13 protein-coding genes are annotated in these 18,423 nt (G+C 66.8%); all 13 read right to left on the bottom strand.

Annotated elements, in window-relative coordinates:
• Positions 1-531: 531 nt before the first annotated feature.
• Entirely contained in the window at positions 532-2,076 is a 1,545-nt protein-coding gene (locus ABWO17_RS01065) for a sigma-54-dependent transcriptional regulator (protein ID WP_353115186.1), read from the bottom strand.
• Entirely contained in the window at positions 2,076-4,748 is a 2,673-nt protein-coding gene (locus tag ABWO17_RS01060; protein WP_353115184.1) for a c-type heme family protein, read from the bottom strand. The genes ABWO17_RS01065 and ABWO17_RS01060 overlap by 1 nt, the downstream gene beginning before the upstream one ends.
• 164 nt (positions 4,749-4,912) lie before the next feature.
• A complete protein-coding gene (locus tag ABWO17_RS01055; protein WP_353115182.1) occupies positions 4,913-5,263 on the bottom strand; it encodes a hypothetical protein in 351 nt (116 codons plus the stop codon).
• 59 nt (positions 5,264-5,322) lie between these two features.
• On the bottom strand, positions 5,323-7,062 hold the full coding sequence (locus ABWO17_RS01050) for a YeiH family protein (RefSeq protein WP_353115180.1): 1,740 nt from the start codon (positions 7,060-7,062) through the stop codon (positions 5,323-5,325).
• Positions 7,063-7,387: 325 nt separating this feature from the next.
• Positions 7,388-7,846, bottom strand: coding sequence for a Fur family transcriptional regulator (locus ABWO17_RS01045; protein WP_353115178.1), 459 nt, complete (start codon positions 7,844-7,846; stop codon positions 7,388-7,390).
• Between the two features lie 123 nt (positions 7,847-7,969).
• Positions 7,970-10,876, bottom strand: coding sequence for an insulinase family protein (locus ABWO17_RS01040; protein WP_353115176.1), 2,907 nt, complete (start codon positions 10,874-10,876; stop codon positions 7,970-7,972).
• Between the two features lie 359 nt (positions 10,877-11,235).
• The gene (locus tag ABWO17_RS01035; protein ID WP_353115174.1) at positions 11,236-11,967 is read right to left on the bottom strand and encodes a GGDEF domain-containing protein; all 732 of its coding nucleotides are present in this window, start codon (positions 11,965-11,967) and stop codon (positions 11,236-11,238) included.
• 188 nt (positions 11,968-12,155) lie between these two features.
• A complete protein-coding gene (locus ABWO17_RS01030; RefSeq protein ID WP_353115172.1) occupies positions 12,156-12,917 on the bottom strand; it encodes a hypothetical protein in 762 nt (253 codons plus the stop codon).
• Between the two features lie 332 nt (positions 12,918-13,249).
• Complete coding sequence (locus ABWO17_RS01025; protein ID WP_353115170.1) at positions 13,250-13,564, bottom strand: isoamylase early set domain-containing protein; 315 nt, start codon at positions 13,562-13,564, stop codon at positions 13,250-13,252.
• A gap of 393 nt (positions 13,565-13,957) precedes the next feature.
• Positions 13,958-14,350, bottom strand: a complete 393-nt coding sequence (locus ABWO17_RS01020) for a hypothetical protein (RefSeq protein WP_167123502.1) — start codon at positions 14,348-14,350, stop codon at positions 13,958-13,960.
• Between the two features lie 10 nt (positions 14,351-14,360).
• A complete protein-coding gene (locus tag ABWO17_RS01015) occupies positions 14,361-14,645 on the bottom strand; it encodes a helix-turn-helix domain-containing protein (protein ID WP_353115168.1) in 285 nt (94 codons plus the stop codon).
• A gap of 791 nt (positions 14,646-15,436) precedes the next feature.
• Entirely contained in the window at positions 15,437-17,860 is a 2,424-nt protein-coding gene (locus tag ABWO17_RS01010) for a methyl-accepting chemotaxis protein (protein WP_353115166.1), read from the bottom strand.
• Between the two features lie 233 nt (positions 17,861-18,093).
• Positions 18,094-18,423: hypothetical protein (locus ABWO17_RS01005; RefSeq protein ID WP_353115164.1), on the bottom strand; the 330-nt coding region annotated here is incomplete at its 5' end.

The following is an 18,423-nucleotide window of genomic DNA, read 5'->3' as shown; positions in this document are numbered from 1 at the left end:
CCACAAACAAGACGCGTAATGCAGTGATTTTACTACTCTACCCTTGAATTTGATTTGTTACTACCGCACTGTTCCACACCCTTCTACGGGTGGCTAGCTGGTACAGAATTGGGGGTGGCGTCCTTGGAGGAAAAAAGAAAGGCTCCAGGCCATCGGGCCAACACCAGTTACGCAAATATAACGTTAAAAAACAGCGCATTACGACGAAAAATGCAAAAAGTTCATTCCGCCAGCTGCGAGGATACAAGGGCGCTGCTGTTGCCCGTTGAGGCTAGCACTTTCGCGTCAACAAACCCAAAGGCTTCACCGATGGCAACTTCCAAACCAATGCAATATGGGCTTTCTAAAGTTTTAGAAAGCACCGTCTCACAAAAATCAATGGGCAAAAATGAGCTCCGAATTACACCCTAAAGAATATAATCTGCACTACAACAGTGCATCTATCCCTGTTCATTGCCAAACAGAAACGGTTAGCACCCCAAAAAAAACGAATATCTACTGATAGACAGCCAAGACCATTCAGATACAGCCCTAGGGGCGGAATTCGCCCACATCCATCCCCAGCCGCGCCACCATCTTCTGGATGGCCACCCGCGACAGGCCCGACAGGCGTGCCGCCTCGGACACGTTGCCCCCGGTCTGGGCCAGCAGGTCGCGCAGGTAGCCCTGGGTAAACTGGTCGGTGACGCGGGCCTTGGCCGCCTTGTACGGCACCACGGTAATCGCACCCGCCGGGCCTTGCGCCTTCGTCGCCGCTGCCGTCGCCGTGGCTCCCGCCCCAAGGCCGCCGGATGCCGCCGCGCCGCCCAACTCGCCATGCTGCACCCCGGGGGCCGCGGCCCCATCGCCACCGCCCCGCCGTGCCCGCAGCCAGTCGCCCGTGCGGCCATGGCCGCCCAACGCCACGTGGCGCACCGTATCCATGCCCAGCACATCCCCGGCGCTGAACAGGGTCAGCCTGCGCACCACGTTTTGCAGTTCGCGCACGTTGCCCGGCCAGTCACGCCCGGTCAGGTGGTCGAGCACGTCCGGGGCCACGGTCTTCTGCGGCAGGCCCAGTTCGTCGCAGGCATTGCGCAGGAAGGTGACCACCAGCAAGGGGATGTCCTCCACCCGTTCCCGCAGCGGGGGCACCCGGATGGTCACCACGTTGAGCCGGTAGAACAGGTCCTCGCGGAACTCGCGCGACGCCATGCGCGCCTCCAGGTCCTGGTTGGTGGATGCCACCACCCGCACGTCCACGTTTTCCGTACGGCCGGACCCCACGGGGCGGATTTCGCCCTCTTGCAGAAAGCGCAGCAGCTTGGTCTGGATGGCCTGCGAGATGTCGCCTATTTCGTCCAGATGCACGGTGCCGCCGTCGGCCATGCCGAACAGCCCCTTGCGGTCGCGCTCCGCCCCGGTGAAGGCCCCGCGCACATGGCCGAACAGTTCGCTTTCCAGCAGGTGTTCCGGAATGGCCGGGCAGTTCACGGCCAGAAAGGGCATGGACGCACGCTGGCTCTGCCGGTGGATGGTGCGCGCCACCATTTCCTTGCCGGTGCCCGATTCGCCCCGCACCAGCACGGTGTAGTCCGATTGGGCCACGGTGGCGATGGTGCGGCGCAGGGCCTGCATGGCCTGCCCCTGTCCCACCAGGCCGTCGCGCCCCGTGCCCAGCGAAACCACGTCGCGCAGGCGGCGGTTTTCCGCCAGCAGGCGGCTGCGCTCCAACCCCTTGCCCAGCACGCGGGCCAGTTGCTCCGGCTCCACGGGCTTGGCCACGAAATCGTACGCCCCGGCCCGCAACGCCTCCACCGCCGTTTCGATGGAGCCGTGCGCGGTCAGCACCACCACGCTCAGGTCCGCGTCCTGCTCCAGCGCCATGGGCACCAGTTGCAGGCCGGTCATGCCGGGCATGCGCAGGTCGGTGAGCAGCACGTCCACCCGCTGCGCGCGCAGGTAGTCCAGCGCCTCGGCACCGGAAAAGGCCTGTGCCACCACCACCTCGGGAAAGAGTTCCGCGGCCAGCCGCGAAAGCCCCCGTGCGAAGTCCGGTTCGTCATCCACGATGAGCACGTGCTGCCTGTGGGGCATCATTCCTCCCGGGTTGGGGCGTCACTGTCCGCCGGTACACCGGCAGCCGGGCCGGGTTCCGCGGTGGGCGCTGGGCTGGGGGCGGCGGCACCCCGTGCTGGCAGGGGCACGGGCGCGGCGGGCGGCGTGGGGCAGACGGCGCCCACCACCGGCAGGCGCACCGTGAATTCCGCCCCGCAAAGTTCGGCGCTGTCGCCCGCCGTCACGCTGCCCCCCGCGTCCACCACAAGGCCGTAGACCACGGCAAGGCCAAGCCCCGTGCCCATTTCCTTGGTGGTGAAGAACGGATCGAACACGTCCTTGCGCAGGTGGTCGGGCACGCCGGTGCCGGAATCGGCCACGGTGGCCACCACCTCGCCGGGGTTTTCGCCCCGCCGCACCCGAATGCGCACCCTGCCCTCGCCCGAGGCGGGCAGCGCGTCCAGCGCGTTGAGCACGAGGTTGCTGAAAATCTGTTCAAGGGCCTGCTCGCCCGCCGTCACCGGGGGCAGATCCGGCTCTGTTTCCGCCGTCACCGTGGCGAATTTCTTGGCCGCCTGCACCGCGAAGACCTCTGCCACGGAACGCGCCACGCGGGCGATGTCCGCAGGTGCGGCCCCGGCGGCCTTGGGCCGGGCAAAGTTCAGAAGGTCGCGCAGCACGCGCTGGGCTTGGCGGGTGTGCCGCAATATCACGTCAAGGTCGGCCTGCTGCTGGGCATCGCCGGTATTGCGGCGCAGCAGTTCGGCGTAGCACAGGATGACCCCCAGCGGGTTGTTGATCTCGTGGGCGAGCCCGGCGGCCAGCTTGCCCACGGTGACCATTTTCTCGCTTTGGCTGACCTGCGCGAACATGCGCTTTTCCAGCGTGGTCTCGCGCACGTAGACCGCCGCGCGGCCCGGCTCGTCGGCCCCGCGCGCCAGCGGGTACAGGTTGACCATGAACGAGCGCCCGCCGGGCAGCACCACCTCGCGCGATTCCGCCCCCTGCGCCGGGACGGGCGTGCCGCCCATGGTCCGACCGGCCCCACCGCCATCCCCGGCATAACTGGCCGGGCGTTCACCATCGCCGCCACGCAGGGCGGCCAGCAGGTCGCCGGAGGGCGCGGACCCGCCGGAAAGCTCCAGCGACAGCCGCCGTGCCCCCTCGTTGGCGATGATCACCGCGCCGGAACCATCCACCAGGGCCAGCGGGTCGCGGATGCCCTCGAACACCGATTGCAGCACGTCCATGTGCCGCACCAGCCGGTCCAGGGCCGACAGGTTTTCGGCCACGGTGCCAAGCTGCCGCCCCAGCGCCGCCAGCACGTCCAGGTTCTGGCGCGCCGCGTCGTCGGCGTCGTCCCATTCCAGGCACAGCAGCCCTTCGGCGGCGCCTGCCTGCGCCTCCACCGGCACGAAGACGCTGGCACCGCGCAGCAGGGCGCACCCGCCGGTCAGCACGTCGGCCAGCGGCGCGGGCAGGTCGGGCCGTTGGTCGCGCTCCGGCCAGGCATAGAAATTGTGCGAGGCAAAGGTGCACACGTAGGCGATGCGCCGCGCGCCGAAGCGCCGGGCGATCTGCGGCAGCGCGTAGCGCCACAGCTTGTCGCGGGTGCGCAGGCCGCGCATGTCCTCGAACAGCTTCACGAACAGGTCCACGTCGGCCCGCCGCTCGCCTGCCTCGCGCGAAAGCTCTGCGGTGCGCTCGTCCACCATCTGGCGCAGATTGTCGGCGTAGCTTTGCAGGCGGGCGCGGGCGTCGGCCAGGTGGTGGGCCACCTGCTCTATGCCGTCCACCAGTTCCTCGATCTCGTCGCCCTGCTCCAGCCGTGCGATGAGCGCGGCGGGCCTGTCACCCCCGCCCCCTCCATCAGGCCCGTCTGCTCCGTCTGCTCCGTCTGCTCCGTCTGCTCCGTCTGCTCCATCGGGGCCCTCACCCCCCTCACCTAAAGTCCGGCGGAACACCCCGGTCAGGCGGCGCAGGTTGCGCACCACCAGCACGCGGAACACCACGTTGGCCGAAGAAAAGAAGATCAGCGCGCACACGATGAGAAAGGCGAAATAGGTGGTGATGGACTGGCGCAGGTGCGACACCGCATCGGAAACCGGCACGCCCACGTAGTCCAGCCCGGCGATGCCATCCAGTTCCTGCCCGAAGCCCCTGTCGCCGTACATTTCCACCAGTTGCGGCGGGGCGTCCGCCGGGTCGCCGTGGCAGACCATGCACGGAGCGGAAAAGGCCACCGGACGGGCGATGACATAGTACTGCCTGCCGCCCACCGTGTCGTAGCCGGTCCACAGCGATTGTTCCGGATGCAGGCGGAAGTGACTGATCAGCCCCCGTTCGTGGGGGGTGGCCTCGAAGGACGGATTGCGCGCGCCCATGGCCACGCGGCGGTAGATGTGCCCCGCGCCGTCACTGTCCATGCGGTCCATGACCTGACGCGAGATGTACGACGAGGACATGGCCTCGATGATGAATTCGCCGGGGTGGGTTTCCATCATGCGCGGGCGCAGCGCCTCGCGCACGAACCCCTGGATGGCGTCGATCTGCGAGAAGACCAGGCGGGCCTTTGCGTGCACCTCTTCTTCCAGCACCGTGCGCAGATGCATGTACAGCACCGTGGCAAACAGCCCGCCCAGGCCGATGACCGCCACGGCCAGACCGGCAAGGAACTTGTGTTGCAGGGTGTGCGGTTTTGGAATGTACATGGGCGGGAACGGCCGGAGGCTCCGACCGCCTCGTTGTGATGTGGGGGTGCGTCAGCCTAGCCGCCGCCATGGCCCCCGTCAAGAAACACCGGACACGCCGAAAGCCCCGGGCCTGCGCGGCCCGCCGGGAAGGCCGCCAGCCGGAAGCCTGCGGCCTTGCGGTTTCAGTTGGCCGTACCGGAGGCTCCGGATGCGGGTACGGCTGCCACGGGCCTGCCAGCCGGGCTGGCCGCCTCCTGTGCCCCGCCACGCCCGGCCACCGTGGGCCCCGTGGGGGTAAACCGCCAGGTGGAGCGGGAATTGATTTCCGCCTGCTGCGACATCTCGACATCGGTGTAGTACAGCTGCCCGCTGCGGATGCCGTAGATGTCCTGCACCTCGCCATAGTGCTGCAACGCGGGCAGGTGCGCCACAACGAGCGGACCGGCAACGAAAAACAACACCCACAGCACCGCCACGGAAACGCCAAGGGCGGCAAGCCGCCCAATGATGGTATGACCCAACGCTTGTCGCATGAAGGCTCCCTGAAGGGGGAGCCCGCCCCCGCGGAAAGGGACGGGCTCCGACATGTCCCCTAGATCTTTGCGGTTATCTCGGGGAACACGATGTAGAACATGACGTAGGCCATGGCCAGGGTAAGCACCAGGTTGAAGCTCTGGCCGCACACGTACAGGATGAGCGGCTTGCCGCCCTTGAAGTAGTGGGCCAGTTCGCGGAAGTTGGTGGCAAGGCCGATGGCGGTGAAGGCCAAGCAGAAGAACCAGCCGCGCGCGGAGGCGGTAAGGCCCTTCAGCACGCCCTGGTCAAGCAGGGCCTTGCCCATGTCCGGGCCAAGGCTGCCGCTGATCAGCGAGAAGACGATCGACGCGGCCAGGAAGCCCAGCACGAACTTGGGGAAGCGGTGCCAGATTTCGCCCACGCCCACGGAATGCCCCTCGCGGCATTCCACGCGGGTGCACCAGTACACGGCCACGCCGAAGGCGGTGACGCCGATCAGCACGTTCTGGATCATCTTGATGGTGGCGGCCACGTACAGGGCCTTTTCACCCAGGAAGGCACCCGCAGCGGCCACCGCGCCGGTGGCGTCGATGGTGCCGCCCATCCAGGCGCCGCCGAGAATCTGCGGCATGTCCACGGCCTTGATGAAGGCGGGCATGGCAATCATCATGATGGCGGTGAACACCAGCGAAAGACCTATGGAAAGGGTCAGTTCCTCTTTCTTGGCCCGGCACGCGGCGGCGGTGGCGATGGCGGCAGAGGTGCCGCACACCGACATGTCGGCCGAGATGACCACGTTCAGGGTCTTGGATTCCATCTTCAGGATGCGCTGGCCGAAGATGAAGGTGCAGATGAGCACGATGGGGGTGACCACCCAGGCCACGAAGATGCCGGGAATGCCGATGGCGATGATCTTGTCGAACAGCACTTCGGCGCCCAGCAGCACAAGGCCGGTCTTGATGAAGTATTCCACTTCCAGGGCGGGTTTGATCCACTTGGGCGTGCCCACGGTGTTGGCGATGAGCATGCCGATGATGATGGCCCACGCCTCGGTGCCGATGCCCCAGTACTTCATGGTGGCCTGGCTGCCCATCATGGTGGCCAGGCACGCCACCGCGAACACGCCGATGAAGCCCATCAGGAAGCCGGGTACCGACTTGCCCATGAACTTCATGCCGATGGCGAAGAACAGGCCCATGCCCACCATGAGCAACGGCAGGCTGGTCAGCAGGTTCATGGGCTTGGACTTGGCCTTGTCGGCGGCGGACTTGGCCTTGGCGGCAGCGGCGCGCCATTCGGCGATCTTGGCCTTGGCCCCGTCGTTCAGGCTGGCGTCGGCAAAGGCGGCGTCGGCTGCGGCCGTCTCGGCGGCCACGGCGGCGGCCAGGGCGGCATCGGCCTTGGTCTTGGCTTCCACGGCCTTCTCGGCATTGGCGGCGGCCTTGGCGTCGGCGGCTTCCTTGCTCACGTGGAAGGAATCGAGGGGATTGTCGCTCCACCCGCCCGGGGTCTTCAGGAAGGCGGAAATGGCCTTGCCGGTGGGGCTGTCCATGGCCTTGACCTTGGACTTGTCATCCTGGGCCTTGTAGTAGGCAAGGGTCTTGAACGGGGCGCGCTGCGCCTCGGCGGCCATGACGGCGTTGGCCTTGGCGATCTTTTCGCCGTATTCCGCCGGGGGATTCAGCAGGTAGACGCAAATGCCCGCGATGATGATGGCGAAGCCGAGCCAGATGGCCCAGTAATCTTCCTTGGTCCACAGGTCGGACAGGCGCGAGTGCCCGTGGTCGACGACGACGTTGTTGTCGTTGGTTGCCATGCTAAAGTGCTCCTCCTTGCGGTTTGCCACCTCCGCCGGCAGTGCGGAGGGCGTGCGCACCCTCTTAATCAAGAGGCGTGCCAGACCGCCCGGAAAGCATCTTTCGTTCTATCCCGGCATGTTACAGAACACCCTCGTCGCCCGATGTGAAAACAAAAGTTATCAACGCAAACTCATCTTTGCATGCCTTGGTGCCTCCACGGGTATGCAACGCAAACGGGCCGCCCCGAAGGACGGCCCGTGATCTGCGGCATGCAGCGGCCCCATGACCGGCCAAGCGACCGGAAACGGACTGGGGGACAGGGTGGCGGAGACGGAGCGGTGCTCAGTCTTCGCGGGGGGGGCGGCGCTTGCCGTCCGAGCGGCACTTGCCGCACACCCCGAACAGGTACATGCGGTGCGAGGTCAGCACGTAGCCGTGGCGGCGCGCCAGGTCTTCCTGCAACCGCTCTATCTCGTCGTCCAGCACCTCGATGTTCTCTCCGCAGGCTTCGCAGATGAGATGGTCGTGGTGCTTGCTGCCGTACTTCTGCTCGTAACGGGCCACTCCGTCGCCGAAGTGCACTTCCTTGGCCAGGCCGGAATCGCACAGCAACTTCATGGTGCGGTACACCGTGGCCTGGCCCACGGAAGGATCCGTGGCCTTCACCCGCTCGTACAGTTCCTCGGTGGTCAGGTGACCGCCCGCGCTCATGAACACCTCGACGATGAGCATGCGCTGCGGCGTTACCTTCAGGCCGTTGCGGGCGATGTACTCGTGAAACACGTCTATGGCTTGCTTCATGGGTTTCCTCGCGATGTGGGGCGTGGTCTGGCTGTTCCTATACCGTGTGACCGGCCAGCGCAACAGGGCCGTTGCGTTGGCGGGAACAACGGCGCCCGCCACAGACCGGCCAGAGCCCACGGATTAGAGCACCCGCTCCACGCGCCACCCCTTCTCCCCGGCCACGCGTTCCAGCGCGGCACCGCCCAGTACCGCCACCCGGCCCGTGCGGGCCGCCTCGGCCATGACCTCGGCCAGGGCGCGGAAGTGGTCGTTGGTGGTGGAAAGGATTTCGTCGCGCATCTGCTGGCGTGCCGCCTCGGAATCACCGACCAGGCTGCGGTACAGCGCGGCGGAGCCCTTGGCGTCGGGCAGCATGTGCCTGTCCACGTCGCCGATGGCACCCACGATGGCATTGGCCAGTTCCGTGGACGACAGCGAGACGCGGCGCAGGTAGTCCGCCGTGGCGTCGTACACGTCCAGCGTGGCGGCCACGTTGGGGTCGCGGTACGAAACCTGGGTCAGCAGGCCGCTGGCCCGGTCAAAGGCGCAGAACGCGCCGTAGGCCCCGCCCTGCACGCGCACCCTGTCCCACAGGAAGGCCATGCGCAGGTGCTTGAACACCACGTTGGCCGACCCGTGATAGGTGTAGCCAAGGCCGTACAGGTCCGCCGCCTTGCCCACGTAGTTGACCTGGGCGGGCATGACCAGCGCCTCGGCCTCTGCCGGGGTGCCGTGGAAGTGCCACCCGGCCACCGCAGACGCGGCAGGCGCATCGGGCAGCGCGGCGGCAAGGGTGGCGGCCGGGCCGGACACCATGCTCGCGCCCTCGGCATTGGCGGTAAGGTTCATCAGGCAGCCGGAACGGCGCACCACAAGGGCGCGCAGTGCCGCAAGGTCGGCCAGCACGCCGTCCCAGTCCTTTTCCAGACGTTCCGCAAGGGTGCGCAGGAAGGCCAGGTACGACACGCCGGAGGTGGCCTCGTCCAGCCAGCCCGCCGCATTGTAGCCCGCGCGCAGCCGGGCCATGACGATGCCGTGGCCGGACGGCACCAGCACGTGCTCCTGGCGGGCCTTTTCTTCCAGCACCATGCGCTGGAAGCGCTCGCGGTCGTCGAATTTCGCTTCCAGCAGCACTTCGGACAGCAGGTCGTACAGCGCGGGCACGTTGTCGAAGGTGGCCTTGCCGTGCACCACCAGTTGCGCCACGGGCTGCCGCGCGCCCAGGGTGGTGGCGAACAGCGTATCCGCATCCATGCCGCCGGTCTTGCGGGCGATGCGCATGCCAAGGTCCACGAAGTCGCGCTTGGTGGTGCCCATTTCGAACAGGGCGCGCCCGAACAGCGGCACCAGGGGCACCAGGGAAGCGGGCACGGTCGAAAGGTCGAACAGGGTTTCGGTGTAGGCGATGCCCGAGGTGTCCAGGTCGTGGAACAGCACGGGCACGGCGCCCGCCTGCCTGTCCTCGCTGGGGATGGGGCGGTTTTCCTTCGGCAGGTCTTCCAGCTTCAGGCCGGGGATGGTGGCCAGGGCATCCAGGCTGTCCGGGGCCTCCTGCAGGCTGCGCAGGGCGCGGGTTTCCTCCACCAGGGCCACCCGCTCGCACTGGCGCAGGCCCTGGCGGTACGCCTCCAGCCCGGCGGCCTCGGCGCCCTCGCGCCGGTCGGCCAGCGTGCGGTCCGGGGTCAGCAGCACCGTGGCCACGTGCTGGTTGTCCAGCAGCCATTCGCGGATCAGCCCTTCGAAGTACCGCTCGCCCGAGGCAATGCGCGCCTTGATGGCCGCCAGCGGTGCTTCCCATTGCAGCAGGGCCAGCGGGTCGCCGTCATACAGCCAGGTGGTCAGGCTGCGCACCATCACCGAAAGGCCCACCGGGTAGCGGCCGGAATTGTTCTCGCGCAGGGCGAATTCCACGCTGTTCACGGCGGCTTCCACGGCGTCGGCGGGCAGGCCGTCCTCGGCCAGGTCGGCCAGGGTTTCCATGATCAGCATTTCCACGTCGGATGCGGTCTTCGGCTCGATGCCCTTGAGCCCCACGGAAAAATACATCTGCCGCAGGTCGCTTTCCAGCCCCACGCCCGCCACGTCCTCGCCCAGGCCCGATTCGATCAGCGCGCGCCGCAGGGGCGAGCCGGGCAGGCCCAGCAGGATGTGCTCCAGCATCTCGAAGGCGAAGTTGCGTTCCACGTCGGCGGTTTCGCACAGCAGCCAGTTCATGGTCACCATGCCCCGGTCGTCGCCCTCGGAGGCGGCGTAGGGGATTTCGAGCATGCGCGGCGTGTCCGAGCGGGGCTGCAAGGGCACGGCGGAATCCGCCTCGATGCGCTCGAAGCGCGCCAGCACAGCGGTCAGGCAGGCCAGCCGGTCCTCTTCCGGGTCGTCGCCCCAGAAGAAGAAGCGGGCATTGCTGGGGTGGTAGTAGGTGGCGTGAAAGTTGGCGAACTGCTCGTAGGTCAGGTCGGGGATGTGTTCTGGGTTGCCGCCGGAATCGAGCCCGTAGGTGATGTCCGGGAACAGCGCCTGCTGCGACTGCTCGGACAGGATGGATTCCGGCGAGGAATACACGCCCTTCATCTCGTTGTAGACCACGCCCTTGTAGGCAAAGGGGCCTTCCGGCACCTCGGCCTCGATGTGCCAGCCTTCCTGCCGGAAGATTTCTTCCGTGATGCGCGGGAAGAACACCGCGTCGAGGTACACGTCCACCAAGTTCCGGAAATCCTGCAGATTGGCCGAGGCCACCGGGTAGCAGGTCTTGTCCGGATAGGTGAAGGCGTTCAGGAAGGTTTGCAGCGAACCCTTCAGCAGTTCCACGAAGGGTTCCTTGACCGGGTACTTTTCCGACCCGCAGAGCACCGAATGTTCAAGAATGTGCGCCACCCCGGTGGAGTCGGACGGGGGCGTGCGGAAGGTGACGCCGAAGACCTTGTTCTCGTCGGCGTTGCAGCAGGAAAGCAGTTGCGCGCCGGTAGCGCCGTGGCGCCACAGGCGGATGCGGCTGTTCAGTTCATGGACGGTGCGCTCGAAAACGAGATCGAACCCGTGGGATTGCATGCGTGGGAGTCCTCCGTGGGGGGATGTCATGAGCGGGGGTGACCGGAATATGGCCGGATTCGCGTGTGGTCCGGCTGGTGCCGGGCCGTGCGCGTGGGCTCGTGGCCGCGCGGGCGGAAGGCCGTCGACGCCCCGCAGCCCTGTACCATGAACATTTCGCGGCGTCATGGCAATCTGGGTAACCGGGCCAACCGGGCCAACCGGGCCAACCGGGCCAACCGGGCCAACCGGGAGGACCGGGGGGACCGGAAGCGACGGGAGCAACCGGGACCACGCAGGCATCGGACGATGCGTGGTCCACGCCGTACCAATGACCCTGATGGCGGCCATGCCGACACGATACAATGCAACCGACGCCCTCAGCAGGGACCCAACTGGTCCTCGGCGCCGCCCGGCCACGCGGGTTCCACCCGGTCGCGCCCCAGCCCCTTGGCCCGGTACAGGGCGTCGTCCGCCAGGCGGAACAACTCCGTGGGGCCGGAAACGGCCAGCCGTTCGGTACTGGCCACGCCGATGGAGATGCGCACCGGAATGCGCGTGCCCGGCCCCACCAGGAAAATGCCGTCGCGCACGGCAATGCGCAACCGCTCGGCGGCGGCCAGGGCACCCGCGCCGCCCACGCCGGGTACGATCACGGCGAATTCCTCGCCGCCCACCCGCGCGGCCACGTCCTGGGCACGCAGGCCCGCGCGCAGGATGCCCGCCAGGGTCATCAGCACCTGGTCGCCTTCCTGGTGGCCCCAGGTGTCATTGACCTGCTTGAAGTGATCAAGGTCGAGCATGAGCAGCGAAAGGTCGGTGCCGTCGCGCAGGTGCCGGGCGAACTCCGTTTCCAGCATCAGCTCGAAATACCTGCGGTTGTACAGCGAGGTCAGGGGGTCCACCAGGGTCAGCCGTTCCAGGCGCTGTTCCTTGCGGCCCAGATGGTAGCCGAACACGGCGAACACCAGCACCCCGCCCACCGCCATGTACACGTTGAGCACCAGTTCGTACCGGGGATGGATGGGCGTAAGATCGAACAGCCAGCGCAGCACCTGCCAGCCCAGCGGTGCGCCAAGCCCCAGCGCGGCCCCCTGGACCAGTCGCAGCAATCGGACCCCTGGCCGTTGCGCCCCGCCCCCGCCGTTGCCCGCCATGGTCCACCCCCTGCGTTGGTGCCCCCTGCTGCGCCCCGTTACGCCCCGTTACGCCCTGTTACGCCCTGTCGCCCCTTGTCGCGGCCTGCTGCGCCCTGTTGTCCCTTGTCGCCCGCGAAGAGTATTCCGGAAGGGAACCGCCCCTAGCGCATGTAGGAACGCGCAATGCGGAACACGTCGTCGTAGCCCAGCCGGGCCTTGATGCCCAGGGCCAGTTCCACCGACATGGACATCTTGTCGCGCACGTCGTCCAGCAACACCTGTTTGTGTTTCTTCAACCACTTGCGTACGAAAGGCACGTCGAAGCCGTCAGCCACCAGGGCCATGCCGTCGGCAAAGAAACGCGAGCCCAGATGCTCCAGGAAAGGACGGCAGGCCATTCTGCCATGATGGCGGGAAAGCAGGACGTAGAACAGCAGGGCCACCACAAGCCTGTCGTCCTGCAAGCGGTGGGACACGTCGAAGAACCGTTCGGCGGGGGGCTTTTCCCCGGCCTGGCGCAACAGTTCCTGGGCGTAGCCCAGTGCCTTTTCGGTGGTGATGGGCGGAACGGGATACCGGGCAGCGATGCGGGCCATGGTGCGCAGGGGGTTTTCGCCCCCGGCCACGTCCAGGACGGCCACGCGCATCAGGTCCAGCCGCCGCTCCAGTTCGCCGCGCAGCAGGTCACCCCGCGCGGCGGCGCAACGGCGTATGCGCTCTTCGTCCATGTCGCCGCTGAAGGTGATCTCCAGCAGATGCCGCACGAAAGGTTCGGAGGTGAACTCCGCCTCCTGGTCCAACCCCTTGAAGTTGCGGCGGTTGCCCACCAGCTTCTTCAGGGAGAGCCAGTAGGCGGCCACCCCTTCCATGGGCATTTCGAGCAAGTCGAAATCCCTGATGCTCTGCGCTGCGGTCTGCGACATGGACCTTCCGCCCCTGCATGCTCACGGCGACCCGCCCCCCGGCCGGTTGATTACACCAATGCTATAACCGTTTCGGGAGGTTGGCAAGGAGAGCCGTGAAACATTCACGCCAGCACAAGAGGAAATTCCCGGCGGACGGCGCGGCAGCCCGACACAGGGGCACGCGTTGCACCGGACGCGTGACCGCAGGACGTGCGCCCACGGAACTCGTTCACGGGCGCACGCACTTCGGACCGAACCGAAGACGGCGGCGGATGGAGAAAGGCGAAGGGCGCGAAGCGTCCCCACCCGGCGGAACGGGCGGCGCAAGGGCCGCCCTGCCGGGCGGATGCCTAGACGCTCACCAGCGAATTGTCGGTCCCCGCGAAGGGGCAGTACTCGTAGCTGTCGGCCCGGCCGTCATTGAGCCAGCCGGAAGCGCCGCCCGCCAGCAGGTAGCGGAAGCGGTATTCACGCCCCGTCTCCAGTTCCACCTCTGCGGTGAACCCGCCGTCCTTCAGACGGCGCATGGGGGTGGCCCGTTCGTCCCAATCGTTGAATTCGCCCACAAGGTACACCTCGGTGGCCTGTCCCACCTCGTCCGCCTCCAAGCGGAACTTCACCTTGCAGGCGGGCCTGCCCTTCAGGAACTGCTTGGTCAATGCCATGGCTTCCTCCATGGTGCCCGGCGCAAATCCGGACACTGTCGGCAAAAGATACCCGGACATTGTGACAGGAACATTATCTGTCGGAAAAGGCAACCCCGATGAAAGACCGGCCCGCCGCCGCAACGGGCGCGGGTTCTGTGCCGGGGTTCTCGCGCAGGTCCACGGCATGACGACCGGACCGGACCGTCGTTTCACTCGCGCGGGGAACACGCGCGTGTCCGAATCGACGCCGGGCATCCCCCGTGCCGGAGACGAAGCCCCTGCCCGCCGTGCCACTGCCCGCCGTGCCACTGCCCCATGACGCATGCGTGCGCCAGAAAACGCAAAACGCGCACCCTCCGACCACTGCCGGAAGGTGCGCGCCCGAAATTCGCGCAAGGGGATGGGGCGGCCTTAGCCGTTGGCGGCCTTCAGCGTCTCTTCCACGCTGGCCAGCAGGGCCGCGTCGGAAGGTGCGGCATCAAGCCCGCACAGGCCGCGCACGGCCAGCAGCAGCATGTCGAGCTGCATGGACATGTCGCACGCGCCGTTATTGATGACGCAACGGTCACCTTCCACGCGCAGGCGGTAGGCACGGCGGCTGCGCGCGGCACCGCTGCCGGAAACGATGTAGTAGATCTGCTCGTTGTCTTCGGTGACGTAGAGCTTCTGGCGGGTGAGCACGCCGGTCTCGTCGTCGTACCACGAGCATTCGGAGAACAGGCGCCCCTTGAATGCGATGTCGTGGCCGGCGTCGTTGCGCAGCGAAATGTCTTCCATCGCCCTGCAGGTCATGTCCGAACCCATGCGCACCTCCTCACGATGTGGGAAGGGTTAGCTGTCGGGGGCCTTCCGGTTTCTTGGCCTTGCTCGGCGCCGGTCGTTCCGCGGGCGGCATATCCGCCGGGGATTCTCCGTCACCGAACAGCGCTCCGCCGCCCTGCGCGGTCCAGAAGGCTTCCAGGTCACTGCGCGATATGCGGTAGCCGCGCCCCAGGCGGGCAGCCCGCAACGTACCGTCCTTGATGGCGCGGCGAAGCGTCTCCTTGTGACAGCTCAGGAGGTTCGCCGCTTCCGCAAGGGTGAAGGTGGTCTTGGCCATTCGCGCGTCCTTACGCATGCATGGCGCACGGCGCATGCAGACACTGCGGGCGCACGGCCCGCTTCGGCGCTCGTTGGCACACCCCGCGCCTTACAGGCACACGGCGCACCCACCATCCGGCACTCGCAATCGGCCGCACGCCGCGCACTCTCGCGGCGGGCAGCCACCCGCCATGCCACCCCCGGTGCCGCACGCGGCACCGCATGGTCCGTCGGGAAGGCCGGAATGTTCCGGCCTGCGCCCATCTCTTCGTCCGACTAGCACCTACAATCAACTGGTGTCAACAATACTCCACTTTGTGCGTACACGCACCACCATTATTTATCCAGGTCGACCCGAATCGCTCCACGCCGCCCCAAGCTACCCCCGGCGGCCCAAGGCTGTCCCGCTCGACCCAAGGCTGCCCCGCTCGACCCGAGGCGGCCCAAGGCTGCCCCATGCGCTCCCGGTCAACCCGGGTCAACCCCGGTCGGCCCCATGCGCCCCCAGTCGACCCCGGCCTACCATGGCACGAACGCACCTGCCCCCGCCCTTTTCCGGTGCACGGGCGCCCATCACGCATCACTACCGGCAACCACACACCATGAACGCCACCAAGAACGGCAACCATGTACCCGCCGCCACTTCCGGCCACGCTGGCCCATTCACGCTCGCCCATCCACGCTGCCGGGACGCGCTCTTCCGTTCCGTGCCGCCTCCCTGCCCCCCCCCATCCGCCCCCTGGTACCGAACGCGAAAAGGCCCGCCCCCTTGCGGGAGCGGGCCGTGTTGCATCATGCACCGCGCGGGCGTCAGCCCTGCACGATCTCGCGCAGGCGCGCGGCCAGCGCGCCAAGGTCGTTGATGGCCCGCGCCGCCTCTTCCATGCGGCGGGCGGTGTCGTCGGACAGATCGCTGACCTGGGTCACGCTGCGGGTTATCTCCTCGCTGGCGGCGGACTGTTCCTCTGCCGCCGTGGCGATGGCCGTGACCTGGGCCGAGGTGTCGTTGACCAGCGCCACGATTTCGCGCAGCGCCTCGCCCGAGCGGCCAGCCAGCGTCGTGGCGTTGTCCACGGCACCGGCCACCTCTTCCATGCTGGCGATGTTGCGCGTGGCCCCGGACTGGATGGTTTCTATGGACCGGCGCACTTCCTGCGTGGCGTTCATGGTCTTTTCCGCCAGCTTGCGCACCTCGTCGGCAACCACGGCAAAGCCGCGCCCGGCGTCACCGGCGCGGGCCGCCTCGATGGCCGCGTTCAGCGCCAGCAGGTTGGTCTGGTCGGCGATGTCGCTGATTACGTTCATGATCTGGCCGATGGATTCCGCCTGCCGCCCCAGTTCGCCAAGGTTGCCGCGCAGCACGCCGGTAAGGTTGCTGACCTGGCCGATGGCCGTCACCGCCTCATCCACCACCCGCGCCCCTTCCTGGGCACGGGCCTGACCGCTGTCGGCCTGGCGCGAGGCATTGGCGGCGCTGCGCGCCACCTCCATGATGGTGGCGTTCATCTGTTCGATGGCGGTCACCGATTCGGTGATCAGCCCGCGCTGGTTCTCTGTGCCGCGCATCACGCCCTCGGTCTGGCTCTCGATGGCCCCGGTGGCGTCGGCCACCTGCCCGGCCACGGAAACCAGCTCGGCGTTGACCGTTTCCATGCGCGCCATGTGGGCGTGCAGGTCGCGTTCCTTCATCACCAGTTCGCTCACGTCGCTGGCCACTTCCAGATATCCGGCCTTGTTGCCGTGGCAGTCGCGCACGATGTCGCCGTAGGGGCGCACGTAGCGGGTCTGGCCAAGGATGTTCAGCTCCACGATGTCCGCCTCGTACCGGCCACCGCGCTGCATGGCCTGGTTGATGGGGCACTTGGAGGTGCCGCAGATGGAGGCGTTGAAGATGGAACTGCACCGGCGACCGCGCACCTTCTCGCCGTCGTCCACCCCGGCGATGCGGGCCACGGCGGTGTTGGCGAGGATGATGTTGTACTCGTCGTCCACGGCAAACACCGGGTCGGGGATGGCGTTGACCACGTTCTTGTAGCCTTCCACCGAGCACAGGATGTCCTCGATCTTGCCCATGAGCCGGTTGAACCACCGGGCCAGTTGGCTGATCTCGTCACGCCCCGCGTCGTTCAGGCGGTCGTTCAGGTTGGCGCGGTCCTCGGTGATGTCGCGGATAAGCGCCACCACGCGCGACACCGGCGTGGTGACGAAGCGCGACACCAGCACGGAGAACACCACCCCCGGCACCACCAGCAGCGCCAGCAGCGCCCCCAGCATGATGCCCGAGAAGCGTTCGAAGATGGCCGTGGCCCCGCTGATGTTCGAGGCATGCACGAACACGCCCACCTGCTCGCCCCGGTAATCCTTGACCGGGAAGGCCACCAGGGCAGTATCGCCGCCCTCTGCGGTGCTCAGCCCCTGCTTGCCCGCCTGGAGCAGCTGCGGGGTGACCAGCGCGGCGGCGGGAATCTGCGGATTTCCCGAGGCGAAGATGAAGTCGTTGCCCACGCGCGGATGCTTTGCGGTGTCGCTCATGCCCTGGGCCAGCGCCCCCAGAGAGGCGTTCATGTACAGCAGGACGTCCTCGCCCTCGGCGCTGGAGGCGATCTTGAGCAGCGGAGCGAACTCGATGAGCACTTCCACCGAACCGATCTGCTTGCCGTCCGCGCCCTTCACCGGCGAAACCCCGCGAATGTCGAAGCCCCCGCGCCCCACCTCTATGCCCTTCATGGGCTGGCCGGTGCGGTTCACGTCCATCACGGTCTTGCGGAAGGTGGAGATGTCGTCGGAAACGTCGATGTCCTGCCCGTCGCGCTTGATCTGCTTCTTGCTCCACAGCCGCACCAGGCTGCGCCCGTTGGGTAGATGGAAGTGCAGCTTGAACTTGCGCCCCGTCACCGCCTCGAACGAGGCAAGGTGCGCGGCAAGTTCACGGCGCAGGGCTTCGCGCGCCTGCTGCGCCATGGGATCCTTTTCGTCGTCTATCTTGCCGGAAAGCGCCGTGGCATAGGCCGCCTGCACTTCCGGCAACTGCGAGAACAGCGCGGCCTGTTCCAGGGCCTGCGCCGCCAGCAGTTCCACCGACTGGCCGACCTCGTTGGCCTTGGCCCGCGCCATCTGGCGCAGGAAGACCCCCTTCAGGTCCGTCAGTTCGCCAGCCAGAAACCAGTAGGCACCGCCGCCCAGCAACAGAACCGACAGCGCGAAGGGGAGAAAGAGTTTTTGCCGAATGCCCATCATGACCCCCGTCTGGGTGATTCCGCGCGCACCCCGTGCGCACGGTAGAACCATTGATCCTATCTGCAATATCGGAAAAAACAACAGGATGTTTAGATCGTGAAAACAAGAACTATCGTTCCGGACCTGCGTGCTCCGATCAAAGCGCTGTCCTGGCAATGGCTCCACACCGTCCGCACCGCTGCCGCAAGTTTGCCATCATGACGATGGTGCGTCCACGGCATGAGACGATGTTATAGTTTGTGCGCCAGCGCACACCGTGTTGCCGCGTCCCATTCGCCACCGGGGCGGGACAATGGTGTTCCCGGCCACGCGGCGATGGATGCTGCATGCGAACCATGAACCTGCGGCATCACCCGACGCAGGGCACTCGCCAATGAAACATGATTTTTTGTCGGACGGAAACGAAGCTGCACCGTTCGAGGCAGAACGGTGCAGGCAGGCATGGCCCGTGCAGATGCGCCGGTCAGGGTAACTGCGCCGGACAGGACAGATGCGCCGGTCAGGGCAGATGCGCCGGTCAGGGCAGATGCGCCGGTCAGGGCAGATGCGCCGGTCAGGGC

The sequence above is a fragment of the Nitratidesulfovibrio sp. genome (assembly GCF_040373385.1).
GTDB lineage: Bacteria > Desulfobacterota > Desulfovibrionia > Desulfovibrionales > Desulfovibrionaceae > Cupidesulfovibrio.
This window is presented reverse-complemented; position numbering and strand designations above follow the sequence as displayed.

Coding starts and splice junctions, on each gene's coding strand:
- ABWO17_RS01030 (WP_353115172.1), bottom strand. CDS start 12,917: ATGTCGCAGACCGCAGCGCAGAGCATCAGGGATTTCGACTTGCTCGAA.
- ABWO17_RS01060 (WP_353115184.1), bottom strand. CDS start 4,748: ATGTACATTCCAAAACCGCACACCCTGCAACACAAGTTCCTTGCCGGT.
- ABWO17_RS01010 (WP_353115166.1), bottom strand. CDS start 17,860: ATGGGCATTCGGCAAAAACTCTTTCTCCCCTTCGCGCTGTCGGTTCTG.
- ABWO17_RS01015 (WP_353115168.1), bottom strand. CDS start 14,645: ATGGCCAAGACCACCTTCACCCTTGCGGAAGCGGCGAACCTCCTGAGC.
- ABWO17_RS01065 (WP_353115186.1), bottom strand. CDS start 2,076: ATGCCCCACAGGCAGCACGTGCTCATCGTGGATGACGAACCGGACTTC.
- ABWO17_RS01040 (WP_353115176.1), bottom strand. CDS start 10,876: ATGCAATCCCACGGGTTCGATCTCGTTTTCGAGCGCACCGTCCATGAA.
- ABWO17_RS01045 (WP_353115178.1), bottom strand. CDS start 7,846: ATGAAGCAAGCCATAGACGTGTTTCACGAGTACATCGCCCGCAACGGC.
- ABWO17_RS01020 (WP_167123502.1), bottom strand. CDS start 14,350: ATGGGTTCGGACATGACCTGCAGGGCGATGGAAGACATTTCGCTGCGC.
- ABWO17_RS01050 (WP_353115180.1), bottom strand. CDS start 7,062: ATGGCAACCAACGACAACAACGTCGTCGTCGACCACGGGCACTCGCGC.
- ABWO17_RS01055 (WP_353115182.1), bottom strand. CDS start 5,263: ATGCGACAAGCGTTGGGTCATACCATCATTGGGCGGCTTGCCGCCCTT.
- ABWO17_RS01025 (WP_353115170.1), bottom strand. CDS start 13,564: ATGGCATTGACCAAGCAGTTCCTGAAGGGCAGGCCCGCCTGCAAGGTG.